This window comes from Citrobacter sp. Cpo142 (genome assembly GCF_030332425.1).
In the GTDB taxonomy this organism is placed as follows: domain Bacteria; phylum Pseudomonadota; class Gammaproteobacteria; order Enterobacterales; family Enterobacteriaceae; genus Citrobacter; species Citrobacter portucalensis.
Genome location: NZ_JAOWHW010000112.1, coordinates 48,951 through 67,313, shown reverse-complemented (window position 1 = coordinate 67,313; position 18,363 = coordinate 48,951). Strand labels below are relative to the sequence as shown.

The 18,363-nt window shown below is 56.6% G+C and carries 18 protein-coding genes and 1 pseudogene; 17 read left to right on the top strand and 2 right to left on the bottom strand.

Annotation, left to right across the window (positions count from 1 at the left end):
* Positions 1-78: 78 nt before the first annotated feature.
* Positions 79-2,124: a phenylacetic acid degradation bifunctional protein PaaZ gene (gene paaZ, locus OGY18_RS09440; protein WP_126956023.1), complete on the bottom strand. Its 2,046-nt coding sequence runs from the start codon at positions 2,122-2,124 to the stop codon at positions 79-81.
* 285 nt (positions 2,125-2,409) lie between these two features.
* On the opposite strand from paaZ, the gene paaA reads away from it, so the two are divergent.
* The 13 genes and pseudogenes from paaA to paaY all read left to right on the top strand — a co-directional run bounded on the left by paaA (position 2,410) and on the right by paaY (position 13,623).
* Complete coding sequence (gene paaA / locus OGY18_RS09435; protein ID WP_048214437.1) at positions 2,410-3,339, top strand: 1,2-phenylacetyl-CoA epoxidase subunit PaaA; 930 nt, start codon at positions 2,410-2,412, stop codon at positions 3,337-3,339.
* A gap of 10 nt (positions 3,340-3,349) precedes the next feature.
* On the top strand, positions 3,350-3,637 hold the full coding sequence (gene paaB / locus OGY18_RS09430) for a 1,2-phenylacetyl-CoA epoxidase subunit PaaB (RefSeq protein WP_003832229.1): 288 nt from the start codon (positions 3,350-3,352) through the stop codon (positions 3,635-3,637).
* A 7-nt stretch (positions 3,638-3,644) separates the two neighbouring features.
* Entirely contained in the window at positions 3,645-4,400 is a 756-nt protein-coding gene (paaC, locus tag OGY18_RS09425; RefSeq protein WP_206159987.1) for a 1,2-phenylacetyl-CoA epoxidase subunit PaaC, read from the top strand.
* Positions 4,401-4,411: 11 nt separating this feature from the next.
* Complete coding sequence (gene paaD / locus OGY18_RS09420; RefSeq protein ID WP_126318451.1) at positions 4,412-4,909, top strand: 1,2-phenylacetyl-CoA epoxidase subunit PaaD; 498 nt, start codon at positions 4,412-4,414, stop codon at positions 4,907-4,909.
* A 7-nt stretch (positions 4,910-4,916) separates the two neighbouring features.
* Positions 4,917-5,987, top strand: coding sequence for a 1,2-phenylacetyl-CoA epoxidase subunit PaaE (gene paaE / locus OGY18_RS09415; protein ID WP_063941443.1), 1,071 nt, complete (start codon positions 4,917-4,919; stop codon positions 5,985-5,987).
* Complete coding sequence (gene paaF, locus OGY18_RS09410) at positions 5,984-6,751, top strand: 2,3-dehydroadipyl-CoA hydratase PaaF (protein ID WP_286552782.1); 768 nt, start codon at positions 5,984-5,986, stop codon at positions 6,749-6,751. Before paaE ends, paaF begins: the two co-directional genes overlap by 4 nt.
* Positions 6,752-6,753: 2 nt before the next feature.
* Complete coding sequence (gene paaG / locus OGY18_RS09405) at positions 6,754-7,542, top strand: 2-(1,2-epoxy-1,2-dihydrophenyl)acetyl-CoA isomerase PaaG (RefSeq protein ID WP_286552781.1); 789 nt, start codon at positions 6,754-6,756, stop codon at positions 7,540-7,542.
* 3 nt (positions 7,543-7,545) lie between these two features.
* Entirely contained in the window at positions 7,546-8,964 is a 1,419-nt protein-coding gene (locus tag OGY18_RS09400; protein ID WP_286552779.1) for a 3-hydroxyacyl-CoA dehydrogenase, read from the top strand.
* A complete protein-coding gene (paaI, locus tag OGY18_RS09395) occupies positions 8,957-9,379 on the top strand; it encodes a hydroxyphenylacetyl-CoA thioesterase PaaI (RefSeq protein WP_003832239.1) in 423 nt (140 codons plus the stop codon). The genes OGY18_RS09400 and paaI overlap by 8 nt, the downstream gene beginning before the upstream one ends.
* A pseudogene (pcaF, locus tag OGY18_RS09390) lies at positions 9,379-10,583 on the top strand (3-oxoadipyl-CoA thiolase). The gene paaI and the pseudogene pcaF overlap by 1 nt, the downstream one beginning before the upstream one ends.
* Positions 10,584-10,611: 28 nt before the next feature.
* Positions 10,612-11,931 carry a phenylacetate--CoA ligase PaaK gene (gene paaK / locus OGY18_RS09385; RefSeq protein ID WP_148362107.1) on the top strand — a complete coding sequence of 440 codons (1,320 nt, stop codon included), beginning with the start codon at positions 10,612-10,614 and terminating at the stop codon, positions 11,929-11,931.
* 157 nt (positions 11,932-12,088) lie between these two features.
* On the top strand, positions 12,089-13,015 hold the full coding sequence (gene paaX, locus OGY18_RS09380; RefSeq protein ID WP_003832246.1) for a phenylacetic acid degradation operon negative regulatory protein PaaX: 927 nt from the start codon (positions 12,089-12,091) through the stop codon (positions 13,013-13,015).
* 11 nt (positions 13,016-13,026) lie between these two features.
* Positions 13,027-13,623 carry a phenylacetic acid degradation protein PaaY gene (paaY, locus tag OGY18_RS09375; RefSeq protein ID WP_100272609.1) on the top strand — a complete coding sequence of 199 codons (597 nt, stop codon included), beginning with the start codon at positions 13,027-13,029 and terminating at the stop codon, positions 13,621-13,623.
* A gap of 22 nt (positions 13,624-13,645) precedes the next feature.
* On the opposite strand, the gene fhuE is transcribed toward paaY, so the two are convergent.
* Positions 13,646-15,811: a ferric-rhodotorulic acid/ferric-coprogen receptor FhuE gene (fhuE, locus tag OGY18_RS09370; RefSeq protein ID WP_279274858.1), complete on the bottom strand. Its 2,166-nt coding sequence runs from the start codon at positions 15,809-15,811 to the stop codon at positions 13,646-13,648.
* A gap of 349 nt (positions 15,812-16,160) precedes the next feature.
* Between fhuE and hinT the strand changes: the two genes are divergently transcribed.
* From hinT to thiK, 4 genes are read left to right on the top strand one after another with little or no spacing between them, the layout of a single operon-like run.
* Positions 16,161-16,520 carry a purine nucleoside phosphoramidase gene (hinT, locus tag OGY18_RS09365; protein ID WP_003030826.1) on the top strand — a complete coding sequence of 120 codons (360 nt, stop codon included), beginning with the start codon at positions 16,161-16,163 and terminating at the stop codon, positions 16,518-16,520.
* A gap of 2 nt (positions 16,521-16,522) precedes the next feature.
* Positions 16,523-16,897 carry a YcfL family putative periplasmic lipoprotein gene (locus OGY18_RS09360; RefSeq protein ID WP_003832254.1) on the top strand — a complete coding sequence of 125 codons (375 nt, stop codon included), beginning with the start codon at positions 16,523-16,525 and terminating at the stop codon, positions 16,895-16,897.
* Positions 16,898-16,910: 13 nt separating this feature from the next.
* Positions 16,911-17,552 (top strand): penicillin-binding protein activator LpoB, encoded by a 642-nt coding sequence (gene lpoB, locus OGY18_RS09355; RefSeq protein ID WP_126318439.1) that lies wholly within the window; start codon positions 16,911-16,913, stop codon positions 17,550-17,552.
* Positions 17,533-18,357, top strand: a complete 825-nt coding sequence (gene thiK / locus OGY18_RS09350; protein WP_286552771.1) for a thiamine kinase — start codon at positions 17,533-17,535, stop codon at positions 18,355-18,357. Before lpoB ends, thiK begins: the two co-directional genes overlap by 20 nt.
* Positions 18,358-18,363 lie beyond the last annotated feature (6 nt).

Below are 18,363 nucleotides of genomic sequence, written 5' to 3'. Positions count from 1 at the left end.
AGAAGCCTGCTCAGGAAACTGAGCAGGTTTTTTTTGCTTTTTGTTTCAAGTCTGGTCGAGTGAAGCTACACCGGAATCTTACGCCGGGAAATCCCCATGCTGACGTGCAACCAACGTCAGAATGGAATACAGCGCCACCGCCTGCTGGTGCTGATTAAAGATCTCCACCGACCACTCCACCACGCCGGTCGCTTTTTCTTCGGCATTGCGCTGACGTTTCACCGTTTTGCGTTTGCAGGTTAAACGCACCTGGATAGTGTCGCCCGGCTTAACCGGCTCGATAAAGCGCAGGTTTTCCATGCCATAGTTGGCAATCACCGGACCGACGCCCGCGTCAACAAACAGACCGGCTGCGGCGGAAATCAGGAAGTAACCGTGCACCACGCGCTCGCCGAAAATGGAATCGGCTGCTGCAATCTTGTCCATATGGGCGTAGAAGTGGTCACCGCTGAGGCAGGCAAAGTTAACGATATCCGCTTCGGTCAGTGTACGACGTGGCGTCAGCAGGCTGTCGCCCGGCTGGATCTCTTCGAAGTATTTACGAAACGGGTGAATACGATCTTCCTCTACCCGAGCGCCACGCACCCACTGTTGGCTTACCGCCGCGAGCATGGTTGGGCTGCCCTGAATGGCGGTGCGTTGCATGTAGTGTTTCACCGCACGCAGACCGCCCAGCTCTTCACCGCCGCCTGCACGTCCAGGCCCGCCGTGGACCAGCTGTGGCAGCGGAGAGCCGTGACCGGTCGATTCCGCCGAGGACTCTTCGTTCAGCACCTGAATACGCCCGTGGGCGCGGGCCGCACCGAGGATAAACTCTCGCGCCAGTTCGCCGCTCGCCGTCACCAGCGTTCCTGCCAGACTGCCTTCACCGGCGCGCGCCAGCGTCATGGCATGCCCGGTATTTTGATACGGCATCAGCGTGGCGACCGGACCAAAGGCTTCAATTGCATGTACCGCGGCAATTTCATCCGGCTGCGGACAAAACAGCAGCGTTGGCGGGAAGAAAGCCCCAGCCGTGCTCAGATCTGCTTTTCCGCCCAGCAGCACCTCACACCCGGCTTCAACCAGACGATTCACATTATCCTGCACGTCCTGACGCTGATCGTTATTCACCAGCGACCCCATCTTCACGCCTTCCTGCGCCGGATCGCCCACTACCACTTTTTGCAGACGGGTAATCAGCGCCTCGCTGACTGCTTTCACCTGCGCCTGTGGCACGATAATGCGGCGGATAGCGGTACATTTCTGCCCGGCTTTGGTCGTCATCTCGCGCACGACTTCACGTACAAACAATGCAAACTCAGGCTGTTCTGGGGTGACGTCATCACCAAGCACACAGCAGTTGAGTGAATCCGCTTCCATGGTGAATGGAACCGATTTAGCCACCAGGTTGGGGTGCACGCGCAACTGCTGCCCGGTATGAGCAGAACCGGTAAAGGTCACCACATCCTGGCTGTCGAGGTGATCGAGCAGGTCACCCGCGCCGCCACAGATAAGGCTAATTGCGCCGTTCGGTACCAGGCCACTGTCGATAATCGCTTTCACCATTGCCTGAGTGAGCTGCGCGGTGGCGGTTGCAGGTTTGATAATGGCTGGCATCCCGGCAAGCCAGGTTGGCGCCAGCTTCTCCAGCATACCCCAGCAGGGGAAGTTAAAGGCGTTGATATGCACCGCAACACCGGATTTGGAGGTCAGCACGTGGCGTGCGGCAAAACCGCCCTGTTTGGACAGCGGGATCAGTTCGTCTTCCGGCCACAGTGTATCGTCCGGCAGCTCGCGGCCACCGAGACTGGCATAAGTGAAAAGCGTGCCAATGCCGCCTTCGATATCGACCCAGCTGTCACCGCGCGTTGCTCCGGTTTGCGCAGATATGGCATAGAAATCGGCTTTCAGTTCCATTAAATGCTTCGCCACCGCTTTTAGCATCGCGCTGCGCTCAATAAAACTCATTGCCTGTAACGCTTTGCCGCCGTGCTCAATAGCAAAGCGGCGCGCCTGCGCCATATCCAGTCCAACGCTTGTCACTTCCCAAAGCGCTTCACCGGTAAGGGCGTGGTGGATGGTGCGGGTGCGGCCCCGGCCTGTCTGCCAGGCACCGGATAAATAACTGGCTAACTGCTGCATCGTTAATCTCCAGATGTGTTCCGTAATATCTCTTTAAATAGTTCTTTTATGAATCACAAAATGCAAGCGAGATTTTAATAATTTATTAACAATGAGATCGCGAACACCTTACCTTCATTGGTTATCTATCTGTTATTAATGGATAAACAAAAACCATTTGCGACAAGCATCGCAAAACCAGCAAACAAAATTTGTGGTTTTATTTAACCAAGATGTAACTTTTATAAAACAAAGTGATTCACAAATATTGATTTGTTGAAATTATCGGAATCATAAGGTGATGACGTGACAGAAGAACAACGCTTTGACCAGCGCATCGCGCAGGAAACGGCCATCGAGCCGCAGGACTGGATGCCGGACGCATACCGTAAGACGCTGATCCGCCAGATTGGCCAGCATGCGCACTCGGAAATTGTCGGCATGTTACCGGAAGGCAACTGGATAACCCGCGCACCCACGCTGCGGCGTAAGGCCATTCTGCTGGCAAAAGTACAGGACGAGGCCGGACACGGTCTGTACCTCTACAGCGCGGCGGAAACACTGGGCTGCGCGCGTGAAGATCTGTACCAGAAGATGCTCGACGGCCAGATGAAATACTCCTCCATCTTCAACTACCCAACTCTGAGCTGGGCGGATATCGGTGTGATCGGCTGGCTTGTCGATGGCGCGGCGATTGTTAACCAGGTGGCGCTGTGTCGTACCTCCTACGGCCCGTATGCCAGGGCGATGGTCAAAATCTGCAAAGAAGAGAGCTTCCATCAGCGTCAGGGCTTCGAAGCGTGTATGGCGCTGGCTACCGGTAGCGAGGAACAGCGTCAGATGCTGCAGGACGCCATCAACCGTTTCTGGTGGCCTGCGCTGATGATGTTTGGCCCGAACGACGACAACTCACCGAACAGCGCCCGCAGCATGGCGTGGAAAATCAAACTGCACTCCAACGACGAACTGCGTCAGCGCTTTGTTGATAACACGGTCCCGCAGGTAGAAATCCTCGGTATGACCGTGCCGGACGCCGACCTAAAGCTTGATGAAGCGACGGGGAAATATCGATTCGGTGAGATCGACTGGCAGGAATTTAATGAGGTCATCAACGGTCGTGGTGTCTGCAACCACGAACGTCTGGGCGCAAAGCGTAAGGCCTGGGAAGAAGGGGCATGGGTGCGCGAGGCCGCACTGGCGCACGCCGAAAAGCAACAGGCCCGCGACGCGGCGTAAGGAGAGAGTCATGAGCAAAACATACTGGCCGTTATACGAAGTTTTTGTCCGCAGCAAACAGGGGTTATCGCACCGTCACGTTGGCAGTCTGCATGCCGCCGATGACCAGATGGCGCTGGAAAATGCCCGCGACGCCTACACTCGCCGCAGCGAAGGCTGCTCCCTCTGGGTGGTGAAAGCCAGCGAAATTGTTGCGTCGCAGCCGGAAGAACGCGGTGAATTTTTCGACCCGGCGGAGAGCAAAGTCTATCGCCATCCCACGTTCTACACCGTGCCGGACGGCATGGAACATATGTGAGGCAACGATGAATAACCTGAATCCCGTTGCAACCTATGCCCTGCGTCTGGGCGATAACGGCCTGGTGCTGGCTCAGCGTCTGGGTGCCTGGTGCGGCCATGCGCCGGAGCTGGAGATTGATCTGGCGCTGGCTAATATCGGCCTCGACCTGCTGGGGCAGGCGCGCAACTTCCTCAGCTACGCAGCCGAACTGGCGGGTAGCGGCGACGAAGACACGCTGGCTTTTGGTCGTGATGAGCGTCAGTTCCGCAATCTGTTGCTGGTGGAACAGCCTAACGGCAACTTTGCCGACACGATCGCTCGCCAGTTCTTTATCGACGTCTGGCACGTGGCGCTGTTCACTCGTTTGGTTAACAGCCGCGATAAGCAGATTGCGGCTATCGCCGCCAAAGGACTGAAAGAGGTGCGTTATCACCAGCGCTTCAGCCGCGGCTGGCTGGAGCGACTGGGGAATGGTACTGACTACTCCGCGCAACTGATGCAGAAGGCGGTGGACAATCTGTGGCGTTACACCGGCGAATTGTTCCTCGCCGACGAACTGGAAATTGGTCTGGCCAGGCAGGGCATTGCCGTCGATCCACGCGAACTGCAAACCGAATGGCAGACGACGGTACACACTGCGCTGATTGATTCTGGTTTACACGTTCCGCAAGAGGCGGCGTTTCGCAACGGCGGCAAGCAGGGGCTACACAGCGAACATCTCGGGCCGATGTTGGCGGAGATGCAGTACTTGCAGCGTGCGTATCCTGGTCAGCAGTGGTAGCAGGGGGGGCTATGCAACGTCTTACCGCGATCGCACCGCCAGAGGTGCACACCGTTTGGGGGCTGTTAAGTGCGATTTCCGATCCGGAAGTGCCGGTGCTGACCATCACCGATCTCGGCATGGTACGCAGCGTTGAGCGCTGCGGCGACGGCTGGGTAATCGGCTTTACGCCGACGTACTCCGGCTGCCCGGCCACCGAGCATCTACTGGGTGAAATTCGCGCGGTGATGGCGGAGCACGGCTATACGCCAGTACATATCGTCCTGCAGCTTGACCCACCGTGGACCACTGACTGGATGAGCCCGGACGCCCGCGAACGCCTGCGCCAGTATGGTATCAGCCCGCCGCAGGCCCACGCCTGTCATGCCGAAATGCCAACTGACGTACAGTGCCCGCGCTGCGCCAGCACCCATACCTCGCTGATTAGCGAATTCGGTTCCACGGCCTGTAAAGCGTTATATCGCTGCGACAGCTGCCGTGAACCCTTTGATTACTTTAAATGTATTTGAGGTTGCGATGACAACATTTCATTCGCTTACCGTGGCCAACGTCGAAGCGGAAACGCGCGATGCGGTGACCATCACTTTCACCATTCCTGACGCGCTGCGTAATGACTACGCCTTTCGACCGGGCCAGCATTTGACGCTGAAAGCTCACCTCGGTGGAGAAGAGCTGCGTCGTTGTTACTCCATTTGTCGCAGCCGCTCGCCGTCGGAAATTAGCGTCGCGGTTAAAGCTATCGACGGTGGGCGTTTCTCCCGCTATGCCCAGCAGGATATCCAGCAGGGTATGACGCTGGAAGTGATGGTGCCGCAAGGCCATTTTGGCTACCAGCCGCAGGCCGAGCGCGAAGCTGAATATCTGGCGATAGCCGCCGGGTCCGGCATTACGCCGATGATGGCGATTATTGAAGCGACGCTGACGACCGAACCGGCCAGCCAGTTCACGCTGATCTACGGCAACCGCAGCAGCCACAGCATGATGTTCCGTCAGGCGCTGGCCGATCTGAAAGACCGCTATCCGCAGCGTTTACAGGTGGTGCACCTGTTCAGTCAGGAGTCGATGGACAGCGATCTGCTACAGGGTCGTATTGACGGCGACAAACTGCGTGCGCTGGGCAAAAACTTGCTCGATTTCAGCCGCTTTGATGACGCCTTTATCTGTGGCCCATCGGCGATGATGGATGAAGCCGAAGTGGCACTGCGTGAACTGGGTATAGCGGAAAAATCCATTCACCTTGAGCGTTTTAATACGCCGGGGACCAGCGTGAAACGCGCCACCGGCATCCAGGCGGAAGGCCGCACGGTCACCCTTCGTCAGGATGGGCGCGATCGCCTGATTTCACTGAATGCGGAAGATGACAGCATTCTCGACGCCGCGCTGCGCCAGGGCGCTGACCTGCCGTTCGCCTGTAAAGGCGGCGTGTGCGCCACCTGCAAATGCAAGGTGGTCAGTGGCGAGGTGGCGATGGCCGCCAACTACAGCCTTGAAGCCGATGAACTGGCGGCGGGCTATGTGCTGAGCTGCCAGGCGCTGCCAACCAGCGGTGACGTAGTGGTCGACTTCGATGCGCGGGGGATGGCATGAGCGAACTGCTGATTTCCCGTCACGACCGTGTACTGCAACTGACTCTGAACCGTCCGCAGGCGCGTAACGCCCTGAACAATGCGCTGCTAACGCAGATTGCTGACGCGCTGGAAAGCGCGGCGGCGGACGCCAGCATCAGCGTTTGCGTGATTAGCGGCAACACGCGCTATTTCGCCGCCGGGGCCGATCTCAATGAAATGGCGGAAAAAGATCTGCCCGCCACTTTCGACGATATTCGCCCACACCTGTGGGCACGTATTGATGCCTTCAACAAGCCGTTGATCGCGGTGGTTAACGGTTACGCACTGGGCGCGGGCTGCGAGCTGGCGCTGCTGTGCGACCTGGTGATTGCCGGGGATAACGCGCGCTTTGGTCTGCCGGAGATTACTCTCGGCACCATGCCAGGGGCGGGCGGTACGCAGCGGCTTATCCGTTGTGTTGGCAAAGCGCTGGCCAGCCGAATGGTGCTGAGCGGTGAAAGCATTGATGCCGAACGAGCACAACGGGCCGGGCTGGTGAGTGACATTCACCCGGCGAACCTCTCCGATGAATACGCGCTCAAGCTGGCGGCGACCATCGCCCGTCACTCACCGCTGGCGCTGCGGGCGGCAAAACAGTCTCTACGCGCTGCGCAAGAAGTGGGTCTCCAGGCCGGTCTGGTGCAGGAACGTCAGCTGTTTACGCTGCTGAGCGGCACCGAAGATCGTCGTGAAGGCGTCAGCGCCTTTTTAGACAAACGCACACCGGAATTTAAAGGACGCTAATCGTGGACGCATTTATTCTCAGCGAAGTGGAGCAGGGCGTGATGACTATCACCCTGAACCGCCCGGACCGACTCAACAGCTTTAACGACGTGATGCACCAGCAACTCGCCGACTGCCTGAAACAGGCCGAGCGCGACGACGCCATTCGTTGCCTGCTGATCACCGGTGCCGGACGCGGGTTTTGCGCCGGACAGGATCTGAACGACCGTAACGTTGACCCGAGCGGCCTCGCGCCGGATCTGGGCATGTCGGTGGAACGCTTCTACAACCCGCTGGTGCGCCGCTTAGCCGCGCTGCCGAAGCCGGTTATCTGTGCCGTCAACGGCGTTGCCGCTGGTGCCGGTGCCACGCTGGCCATGGGCTGCGACATCGTCCTCGCCGCGCGCTCGGCGAAGTTTGTCATGGCCTTCAGCAAGCTCGGCCTGGTGCCGGACTGCGGCGGAAGCTGGGTGCTGCCGCGCGTAGCCGGTCGCGCTCGCGCCGTCGGCTTACTGATGCTTGGCGATAACCTCAGCGCCGAACAGGCCGCGCAGTGGGGCATGATCTGGCAAGTGGTCGACGATGCCGAGTTGAAAGATACCGCGTTGACCATGGCACGCCGTTTCGCGACGCAGCCGACCTATGGCCTGGGGCTGATTAAGAAAGCCTTGCAGCTTTCCGAAACCAACACGCTGGATCAGCAGCTTGAGCTTGAGCGCGACTACCAGCGCATGGCCGGTCGCAGCGACGACTATCGCGAAGGGGTCAGCGCCTTTCTCGGCAAACGCCCACCACAGTTCAGCGGGAAATAAGCCATGATGAAAACACTTCACCGCGTTGCCGTGATCGGCGGCGGAACAATGGGTGCAGGCATTGCCGAGGTGGCTGCCAGCGCCGGGCATTCGGTCCTGCTGTATGACATTTCCGCTGAGGCGATTACTCGCGCCATTGAGGGTATTCGCCAGCGACTCGACGTTCGTGTTGGTCGTGGAAAAATTAGTGCGGAACAGGCCAGTGAGCTGCTGGCACGAATCGTACCCGCGACTGAACTGAATCAGCTTGCCGATGCACAACTGGTGATTGAAGCCGCTTCCGAGCGGCTGGAAATTAAAAAAGCGCTGTTCAGTCAGTTGGCGGAGATCTGTTTGCCGTCAACGCTGCTGACCAGTAATACCTCGTCGATCTCAATTACCGCAATTGCGGCGGGAGTGAAGCATCCGGAACGTGTGGCGGGGCTGCACTTCTTTAACCCGGCACCGGTGATGAAACTGGTGGAAGTGGTGAGCGGCCTTGCCACCTCAACTGAGGTAGTCGAGCTGCTTTGCCAGTGCGTAATCGCCTGGGGCAAGCAGCCGGTGCGCTGCCGCTCAACGCCGGGTTTTATCGTCAACCGCGTGGCGCGTCCGTACTACGCTGAAGCCTGGCGCGCGCTGGAAGAACAGGTTGCGTCAGCGGAAGTGATTGATGCGGCGCTGCGTGACGGCGGCGGCTTCCCGATGGGACCGCTGGCGCTGACCGACTTGATTGGTCAGGACGTCAATTTTGCCGTGACCTGTTCGGTGTTTAACGCCTTCTGGCAGGACCGCCGTTTTCTACCGTCTTTGCTGCAACAGGAGCTCGCTCTGGCGGGGCGTCTGGGCAAGAAGAGCGGCCACGGCGTCTATTGCTGGCCTGCTGAGGTATCGCCTGAACTGGCTGTTGCAGCGGTAGCGCCTGAAAATGCAGCAAAAAATATCAAGCGTGACGTTGTCACTGAACTGGATGATGTGCTGCTCCTTGAAACTACTGGTGAAACCGCGCTGGCCTTAAGCGTGCAGCACCAGCGCCCGGTGGTGGTGTATGACCATGCTGCGGGCGACACCGTCGTGCTGGCAAGCGCACCAACCAACCCGGATTCAGCCACCGACAAAGCGGTGTACTACTTCCAGCAGCAGGGCAAAAAAGTGCTGCGTATTGCCGACTACCCAGGGCTGCTGGTATGGCGCACGGTAGCGATGCTGGCGAACGAAGCGCTGGATGCGCTGCAAAAAGGAGTCGCCAGCGCCGAGGATATCGATACCGCCATGCGCTTGGGGGTCAACTACCCGCACGGGCCGCTGGCCTGGGGCGAATCGCTCGGCTGGGGACGTGTGCTGCGTCTGCTGGAAAATCTACAACAGCACTACGGCGAAGAACGCTATCGCCCGAGTGCGCTGCTGCGCCAGAAAGCGCTGATGGAGATGCGTCATGAGTAATGAAGCCTGGCGCAACGCCCGCGCCATGTATGTGAAAGACACCTGCGCGCAGGCGCTGGGGATTGAAATTATTGAGATGGACGACGGTTATTCGCAGATGACCATGACCGTGTCGCCGTCGCAGCTGAATGGCCATCAGACCTGTCACGGCGGGCAACTGTTTTCGCTGGCGGATACTGCCTTTGCTTACGCCTGCAACAGTCAGGGACTGGCAGCAGTAGCCTCAGCAGCCAGTATCGACTTTCTGCGTCCGGCCTTTGCAGGTGACAAACTGACCGCCACCGCGCGGGTTAAGCAGCAAGGCAAACTCACTGGCGTTTACGACATTGAAATTGTCAATCAGCAACACAAAACCGTGGCTCTGTTTCGCGGCAAATCTCACCGCATCGGTGGCACGATTACAGGAGAAGTCTAATGCGTGACGCATTTATTTGTGACGGTATTCGTACCCCGATTGGTCGCTACGGCGGGGCGCTGGCAGGCGTGCGTGCCGACGATCTGGCGGCCATCCCGTTGCGTGAATTACTCAACCGCAACCCACGCCTGGATCCCAGCGCTATTGACGATGTGATCTTCGGTTGCGCCAACCAGGCGGGCGAGGATAACCGCAACGTGGCGCATATGGCGACCCTGCTGGCGGATTATCCGCACAGCGTTGCCGGCACGACCATCAACCGTCTGTGCGGCTCCGGGCTTGATGCGATCGGCTTCGCTGCTCGCACGATCAAAGCCGGTGATGCCGATCTGCTGATTGCCGGTGGCGTTGAGTCAATGTCACGCGCGCCGTTTGTAATGGGCAAAGCGACCGCGCCGTTTCAGCGTCAGGCAGAGATGTTTGATACCACCATTGGCTGGCGTTTTGTGAACCCGCTCATGCAGCAACAATTCGGAACTGACAGCATGCCCGAAACGGCGGAGAATGTAGCTGAATTGTTAAATATAAGCCGAGAGGACCAGGACGCCTTTGCGTATCGCAGCCAGCAGCGCACGGCGAAAGCCCAGTGTGACGGCATTCTGGCGCAGGAAATTGTGCCGGTACAAATCATTGGCAAGAAAGGGGCAGTTAGCGCAGTACGTGAAGATGAACATCCGCGTGCAGAAACCACGCTGAAGCAACTCGCACAACTGAAAACACCGTTTCGTAAGAACGGCGTGGTCACCGCAGGCAATCCTCTGGGGTGAACGACGGCGCGGCAGCAATGATCGTAGCCAGCGAGCAACACATAAAGGCCCAGGGACTAACGCCGCGTGCACGCATTGTCGCCATGGCGACCGCGGGCGTTGAACCGAAGTACATGGGTCTTGGGCCAGTTCCTGCGGTACGAAAAGTGCTGGAGCGCGCCGGGCTGAATATCAACGATATGGATGTGATTGAGCTGAATGAAGCCTTTGCCGCCCAGGCGTTGGGTGTGATGAGACAGCTTGGACTGGCAGATGACGCAGAACACGTGAATCCCAATGGGGGGGCTATCGCTTTAGGTCACCCGCTGGGGATGAGCGGTGTGCGGTTAGCGCTGGCCGCAACGCTGGAGCTGGAACGACGCAATGGACGTTATGCGCTGTGTACGATGTGTATTGGCGTGGGTCAGGGCATTGCCATGATCCTTGAGCGAGTGTGAGCTAATTGACCTGCGAGTGCCCTACAAAATGACAACGACAACAACAAAATTAGATCCGATTGAAACCGCATCGCGTGACGAATTACAGGCTTTGCAAACCGAGCGCCTGAAATGGACGTTAAAACACGCCTATGAAAATGTCCCGATGTATCGCCGTAAGTTCGACGCGGCGGGGGTTCACCCGGATGATTTCCGTGAGCTGAGCGATCTGAGCAAGTTTCCCTGCACCACCAAGCAGGACCTGCGTGACAACTATCCCTTCGACACCTTCGCGGTACCGATGGAGCAGGTGGTGCGTATCCATGCATCATCCGGCACCACGGGTAAACCGACTGTGGTGGGCTATACGCAAAATGATATTGATACCTGGGCTAATATCGTCGCCCGCTCGCTGCGTGCCGCAGGCGGTACCGCGAAAGATAAAATCCACGTCGCTTATGGCTATGGCCTTTTCACCGGCGGCCTGGGCGCGCACTACGGCGCGGAGCGCTTAGGGGCAACGGTTATCCCAATGTCCGGCGGGCAGACTGAAAAGCAGGCGCAGCTGATTCGCGATTTCAAACCTGACATGATTATGGTCACGCCGTCTTACTGCCTGAACCTGATTGAAGAGCTGGAGCGCCAGATGGGCGGTGACGCGCGGGGTTGTTCACTGCGTACCGGTGTATTTGGCGCAGAACCGTGGACCACGGGGATGCGCGCGGAGATCGAACGTCGCCTCGGTATTACGGCGCTGGATATTTATGGCCTCTCGGAAGTGATGGGGCCGGGCGTGGCGATGGAGTGCATCGAAACGGGTGATGGTCCGACAATATGGGAGGATCATTTCTTCCCGGAAGTGGTCAATCCGGATGACGGTACGCCACTGGCCGACGGTGAGCATGGCGAACTGCTGTTCACCACGCTGACGAAAGAGGCGCTGCCGGTTATTCGTTATCGTACCCGCGACCTGACGCGCCTTCTGCCCGGTACCGCGCGCACGATGCGTCGTATGGATCGCATAAGCGGGCGCAGTGACGACATGCTCATTATTCGTGGCGTCAACGTTTTCCCGTCTCAGGTAGAAGAAGAGATCCTCAAGATTGATCATCTGGCCCCGCATTATCAGCTTGAAGTGGATCGCCGTGGCCATCTTGATTCACTTTCGGTACGCGTGGAGCTTAAAGAGAGTAGCCTTGTGCTAAGCCACGAGCAGCGTTGCCAGATTTGCCATCATTTGCGTCATCGTATTAAGTCGATGGTGGGTATTTCCACCGACGTAAGCATTGTTAACTGCGGCAGCATCCCGCGCTCTGAAGGTAAGGCGTGCCGGGTGTTCGACCTGCGCAAAGTTGCCGCCAACGGTTAACCCTGTAGGCCTGATAAGCGTAGCGCCATCAGGCAGAACAGTGCAACGCTGCCGGATGGCGGCGTTGCCTTATCCGGCCTACAAACTCCTGGCGTTTCGCTGCTTTATTCCTGTGCTATGATTCAAAAAGGACAAAAATAACAACACTATGAATCATATGGAAAAACTCGATAATTTTATTCAGCAGGCGGTCACCGCGATGCCGGTCAGCGGCACCTCGCTTATCGCCTCGCTTTACGGGGACTGTTTATCGCAACGCGGTGGAGAAGTCTGGCTCGGTAGCGTTGCCGCGCTGCTGGAAGGGCTTGGCTTCGGTGAACGTTTTGTACGTACCGCGCTGTTTCGCCTTAATAAAGAAGAATGGCTGGATGTGGTACGTATCGGCCGCCGCAGTTTCTACCGCCTGAGCGATAAAGGGCTACGCTTGACGCGCCGCGCCGAGAGCAAAATCTATCGTGCCAGCGCCCCTGAGTGGGACGGTACCTGGCTGCTGCTGCTGTCGGAGGGGCTGGAGAAAAATACCCTGGCCGAAGTTAAAAAGCAGCTGTTATGGCAAGGTTTTGGCGTACTGGCGCCGAGTCTGCTGGCGTCGCCATCGCAAAAGCTGGCGGACGTACAGTCGCTACTCCATGAAGCTGGGGTAGCGGAAAACGTCATCGTTTTTGAGGCGCATTCGCCGTTGGCACTCTCCCGCGCTGCGCTGCGTGAGCGGGTAGAAGGGTGCTGGCACTTAACCGAACAAAATGCCATGTACGAGGCGTTTATCACTCTGTTCCGTCCGTTGTTACCGCTGCTGCGTGACGCCGGACCGGACGAGCTTACGCCAGAGCGCTGCTTCCAGATCCGCCTGTTGCTCATTCACTTCTATCGTCGGGTTGTGCTCAAAGATCCGCTGCTGCCGGAAGAATTGTTGCCTGCTCACTGGCTGGGCCAGACGGCGCGTCAGCTGTGCATTAATATTTATCAACGTGTTGCGCCCGGCGCCCAGGTTTTCGTCAGCGAAAAAGGCGAGAGTTCGGTGGGGGAACTGCCCGCGCCGGGGCCGCTCTATTATCAACGTTTCGGCGGATTAGCCGAGGTGTAACAGGAGAAGCCATGCCGATTTACCAGATTGACGGGATGATCCCGGTAGTTCCTGCAGAAAGCTATGTTCACCCAACCGCAGTGCTGATTGGCGATGTCATTCTCGGCAAAGGTGTTTATGTTGGTCCCAACGCCAGCCTGCGCGGAGATTTTGGGCGTATCGTGGTTAAAGATGGGGCGAATATCCAGGATAACTGCGTGATGCACGGATTTCCCGGCCAGGATACGGTGGTGGAAGAGGACGGACATATCGGCCACGGGGCGATTCTGCACGGCTGTGTGATTGGGCGGAACGCGCTGGTCGGCATGAGTGCGGTGATTATCGATGGCGCGACCATCGGTGAAAACAGTATCGTTGGTGCCTCGGCGTTTGTGAAAGCGCGCGCTGAGATGCCTGCCAACCATCTGATTGTCGGCAGCCCGGCGAAAGCGATTCGCATGTTAACTGAGCAGGAACTGGTGTGGAAAAAACAGGGCACTCGCGAGTATCAGGTGCTGGTGGGGCGCTGTCAGCAGACGCTTGCCGAAGTGAAGCCGCTGACTGCGGTAGAACCCGACAGAAAGCGGCTGGAGTTTGATGAGAATTTGCAACCTAAGTCAGCGAGTTAGCGATTCTACGCAATACCCGGTGTCAGAACTGATAGCTGGCGGTGATGCTGACGTTGCGCGGCTCACCATAAACGATAGAACCGTCGATATTCGTGTCGTAGGTTTTATCGAACAGGTTATTAAGGTTACCCTGCACTGAGAAGTTTTTTGTTACCTGGTAGCGGGTGAACAAATCTACCAGGGCGTAGCTTCCCTGTTGCGCGCGGAATGTGCCATAAGGCGTGACTGTATCGCTGTAAACACGATTCTGCCAGTTAACTCCACCGCCGACGGTCAGTTCCGGCATGGCTGGCAGGCGATAACGGGTAAACAGTTTGACCGTGGTCCGCGGCAGGTTTGGGTTTACTGCATTGCCTTCGTTGTCTTCTGCAACATAGCGTGTCGCACCAAACGTCATCTGCCAGTTATCAGTGATCGCACCGTTAACTTCGAATTCGACCCCTTTGCTGACCGTGCCATCCATCGCTTTAAAGGCCGTGTCGCCATTGCTACCGGCGATTGGCACGCCGGTTGATTGCGCTACGTTATCCTGTTCAATGCGGAACACCGCGAGCGTGGTGGTTAAACGGCTGTTCATCCAGTCGGACTTCAGACCAAGCTCATAGTTGTTGCCGGTGATCGGAGAGAGATATTTACCGGAGCTGTCGCGCTTGTTCTGCGGCTGGAAGATTGAGGTATAGCTGGCGTAGGTAGACCAGTTATCGTCAATGTCATATACCAGACCCGCATACGGCGTGGTGTGGTTTTGCTCCATGCTGTAGGTCAGGGTGTCGATACGCCAGTTGGTGTAACGTGCGCCGACAATCAAATGCAGTGGGTCAGCCAGCGAAATACGCGTTGCGGCGTACAGCGATTTCATGTGCGTGGTATCGTCCTGAGCCAATGACTGCGGGTTCCAGTTGGTTTCCGGGAAGTTACCATCGTAGGTATAGAAACTGCCGATTTCGTTGGGGAAAACGTTCGCCCACGAGCTTTCATAACGGTTATTCTGTTTACTGTAGCTGCCGCCCAACATCAGATTATGCTGACGACCAAACAGATCGTAACCGCCGTCCGCGAATAGATCGACAGCATCCACTTTACGTTTGCCGCTGTTCCAGCCGGTTCCTCCGACGTTGCCATATGGGCCAATCAGCGTGCCGTCGGCCTTATTAACATAGGCATCGACGTACATCATTTTACTGTCGAACTTGACCTCGGAGTGGGTGGCGTTCATGGTCGCCTGCCAGGTATCGGCAAAACGTTGTTTGATGGTGACAAACACTTTGTTGAAGTCTTTATCGTTGTAAGCCCAGTCCGGCGCAGTGCTGCGCGAACGGTCATAGCTGTTTTTACTGCCATCGGTATTCCAGCGCGGCAATCCACCCCAGGTTGGGCTGTTGATATCAATGCGCTGATATTCATAGCCCGCAGACAGGCTGGTGGTGTCACCCAAATCGGCATCGACAATCCCAGAGAAGAACATTTTTTCGCTATTGTAGCGATCAAGCCAGGAGTCGTTATTCTGGTAACCCGCCACGATGCGGCCGCGCACGTTGCCGTCTGCCGTAAGCGGGCTTTGCAAATCGGTCACATAGCGTTGTTTATTCCAGCTGCCATATTCCGCTGAAACATTACCGGTGAACTCGCGGCTGGTGGCATGCTTACGGATCATGTTAATGGAGGCTGAAGGGTTACCCGTCCCGGTCATTAGCCCGTTTGCGCCACGGACCACTTCGACACGCTCAAAAAGGGCGGTGTCAGAAAGGGCGTCACCGAGATTCCAGCGGGATTCAAAATAGGTCGGGATCCCATCGACCATATAGTTATCAATCTGAAATCCGCGCGAGTAATAGCTGCTGCGATCGGAATCCGCCTGGCTTTTGCTTATCCCCAACGTGTTGTCCATCACATCGCCCAGCGTTTGCAATTGCTGATCTTCCATGCGTTGCTGGCTGACAATGCTGACCGATTGCGGAATATCGCGCTGTGTCATTTGCATTTTTGTGCCAGCGGTGGTCGATTTAACGCTGTAATCCTGCTCCTCACCGGATGCGGATGGAGCAGAACCCTCCACGATCACTGTCTCTTCTGCAGGGGCTGCGAGGCTGGTGGAAGGTAAAAGGGCTAGCGTGATGCATGCTGCCAGCAAAGAAGGGGCAAGCCCCGGTTGGCGTTGAATATTCCCGTTGAGTGTTGTGAAAGACATCGAAAAGCCCTTGATAATTATTAATATTAAGTTCGAATCACCGGTAGTTGTGATGAACCCTTTGGTTGTAAATTATTAAATGCGCATGTAAATGCAAATGCGAAATATACGCATTAGCAATCAATGTGTAAACAGATGCTACGACATAAATGAAATATTGTTTCAGTACTATGCTTGAGCAATAGCGCAGGGAAATGGTTATAAGAGCAGCACTGACTGTGGTTTTCGCTTAAAAAATCGAGGGTTAAAGTTGAAAGAGCGTGAGTAACTCGCTCATACTCTATACTCGCAGAGTTACCCGGCGTAGCATGGCAAAACGCCTGGGCTGTTAATGAAAAAGGAAAACGTCGTGGCAGAAGAAACTATATTCAGCAAAATTATTCGTCGTGAGATTCCGTCGGATATCGTATACCAGGATGAACTGGTCACTGCATTTCGTGACATTTCCCCTCAGGCACCAACGCATATCCTGATCATTCCTAACATCCTGATCCCAACTGTCAACGATGTGACGGCGGAACATGAACAGGCATTGGGCCGCATGATCACCGTTGCAGCGAAAATTGCAGAGCAGGAAGGTATTGCTGCTGATGGGTACCGCTTAATTATGAACACCAACCGCCACGGGGGGCAGGAGGTGTATCACATTCATATGCACCTGCTGGGTGGACGTGCGCTTGGCCCAATGCTCGCGCATAAAGGTCTGTAAACATGACCAGAGGATGCATTGCGCTTTCAATGGGCTTGCTGTTGCTGGCGGGTTGTCGAACACATCCTGAAATTCCGGTAAGTGATGAACAGTCGCTGGTGATGGAATCAACGATTCTGGCGGCGGGTATAACAGCAGAACAGCCCACGTTAACCACGTCTGATATTCAGGCCTCGGCATCCTCTCGACTCTATAACGAAAGACAAGAACCCGTTACCGTTCATTATCGGTTTTACTGGTATGACGCCAGAGGGCTGGAAATGCACCCTCTGGAAGCGCCACGCAGTGTGACTGTTCCGGCTCATTCGTCGGTGACGCTGTATGGCAGCGCCAATTATCTGGGGGCGCACAAGGTTAGACTTTATCTTTATTTGTAAGGGGTGAATCTTGATGAACAAAATGAATCGCTACGCACTGATTGCCGCGCTGGCGATGTTTCTCTCTGGCTGTGTGGTGCAACGTGAGCCCGCGCCGGTAGAGGAAGTCAAGCCGGTGCCGGAACAGCCTGCGCAGCCGCAACAGCCGGTTCCGGTTGTGCCAACGGTGCCAACCATACCGCAGCAGCCGGGCCCGATTGAGCACGAGGACCAAACGGCGCAGCCGACGCCACGTCAACGTCATTATGACTGGAATGGGGCGATGCAGCCGATGGTCGGCAAAATGCTGCAGGCCGACGGCGTCAAAGCGGGCGGCGTTCTGCTGGTGGATAGCGTGAATAACCGTACTAACGGCTCTTTGAACGCGGGGGAAGCCACCGAGACCTTGCGTAACGCGCTGGCGAATAACGGTAAGTTTACGCTGATTTCTGCCCAACAACTGGCTGTCGCCAAGCAGCAGTTAGGTCTGTCGCCAAACGATAGCCTGGGAACACGCAGTAAAGCGATTGGTATCGCACGTAACGTTGGCGCGCAGTATGTGCTTTATTCCAGCGCATCTGGCAACGTCAATTCGCCTGCGCTGCAAATGCAATTAATGCTGGTACAAACTGGCGAGATAATCTGGTCAGGTAAAGGTGCCGTACAGCAACAATAACAAACTCACACGCGGCGAAGTGTTGTCGCGCTATTTCCCGCAGTATCATCCCGTCGCAACCAGCCAAACCGGCCTGAGCGGCGGGAGCTGCATCATTGAACACCGTTCCCACCGACTGGTACTGCGCTGCCATCACGACCCTGACGCACCGGAATCTCATTTCTTACGCCAATATCATGCGTTAAAACACCTGCCAGAAAGCCTTGCGCCACGTCCTCATTTTTATACGCGTGGGTGGATGGCAGTCGAGTTTTTTCACGGTAAGGTAGAATCCAGATTACCGGACGCCGACGAACTCGCAGGCTTACTGTATCATCTGCACCAGCAACCCCGATTGGGCTGGCGAATTAGCCTGCTTCCGCTACTTGAACAGTACTGGCAGTGTGGCGATCCGGCGCGTCGTACACCATGCTGGCTGCGCGCGCTGAAGCGGCTAAGGAAACGAGGTGAGCCCCGACCTTTGCGCCTGGGGCCGCTGCATATGGATGTTCACGGTGACAACATCGTACGTACAGCCTCAGGGCTGCGGCTGATTGACTGGGAATACGCCGGAGACGGTGATATTGCCCTGGAGCTGGCGGCAGTATGGGTTAGCGATGAATCCCAGCACCAACAGTTGGTTAGCACCTACGCCCAACGAGCGCACATTGAGCCAGACGTTTTGTGGCGACAGGTCAGACAATGGCAACCCTGGATAATGATGCTGAAGGCGGGGTGGTTTGAGTATCGCTGGCGGCAAACCGGCGATCGACAATTTATCAGGCTGGCCGATGAAACCTGGCGGCAGCTAACAATGAAAGGATAAGGAGAG

Bases quoted from the DNA above. Each gene is read 5' to 3' on its own strand.
- paaF (WP_286552782.1), top strand. From the start codon at position 5,984: ATGAGCGAACTGCTGATTTCCCGTCACGACCGTGTACTGCAACTGACT.
- paaB (WP_003832229.1), top strand. From the start codon at position 3,350: ATGAGCAAAACATACTGGCCGTTATACGAAGTTTTTGTCCGCAGCAAA.
- paaI (WP_003832239.1), top strand. From the start codon at position 8,957: ATGAGTAATGAAGCCTGGCGCAACGCCCGCGCCATGTATGTGAAAGAC.
- OGY18_RS09360 (WP_003832254.1), top strand. From the start codon at position 16,523: ATGACCAGAGGATGCATTGCGCTTTCAATGGGCTTGCTGTTGCTGGCG.
- paaX (WP_003832246.1), top strand. From the start codon at position 12,089: ATGGAAAAACTCGATAATTTTATTCAGCAGGCGGTCACCGCGATGCCG.
- paaK (WP_148362107.1), top strand. From the start codon at position 10,612: ATGACAACGACAACAACAAAATTAGATCCGATTGAAACCGCATCGCGT.
- OGY18_RS09400 (WP_286552779.1), top strand. From the start codon at position 7,546: ATGATGAAAACACTTCACCGCGTTGCCGTGATCGGCGGCGGAACAATG.
- paaE (WP_063941443.1), top strand. From the start codon at position 4,917: ATGACAACATTTCATTCGCTTACCGTGGCCAACGTCGAAGCGGAAACG.
- paaC (WP_206159987.1), top strand. From the start codon at position 3,645: ATGAATAACCTGAATCCCGTTGCAACCTATGCCCTGCGTCTGGGCGAT.
- lpoB (WP_126318439.1), top strand. From the start codon at position 16,911: ATGAACAAAATGAATCGCTACGCACTGATTGCCGCGCTGGCGATGTTT.
- fhuE (WP_279274858.1), bottom strand. From the start codon at position 15,811: ATGTCTTTCACAACACTCAACGGGAATATTCAACGCCAACCGGGGCTT.
- paaZ (WP_126956023.1), bottom strand. From the start codon at position 2,124: ATGCAGCAGTTAGCCAGTTATTTATCCGGTGCCTGGCAGACAGGCCGG.
- paaY (WP_100272609.1), top strand. From the start codon at position 13,027: ATGCCGATTTACCAGATTGACGGGATGATCCCGGTAGTTCCTGCAGAA.
- paaD (WP_126318451.1), top strand. From the start codon at position 4,412: ATGCAACGTCTTACCGCGATCGCACCGCCAGAGGTGCACACCGTTTGG.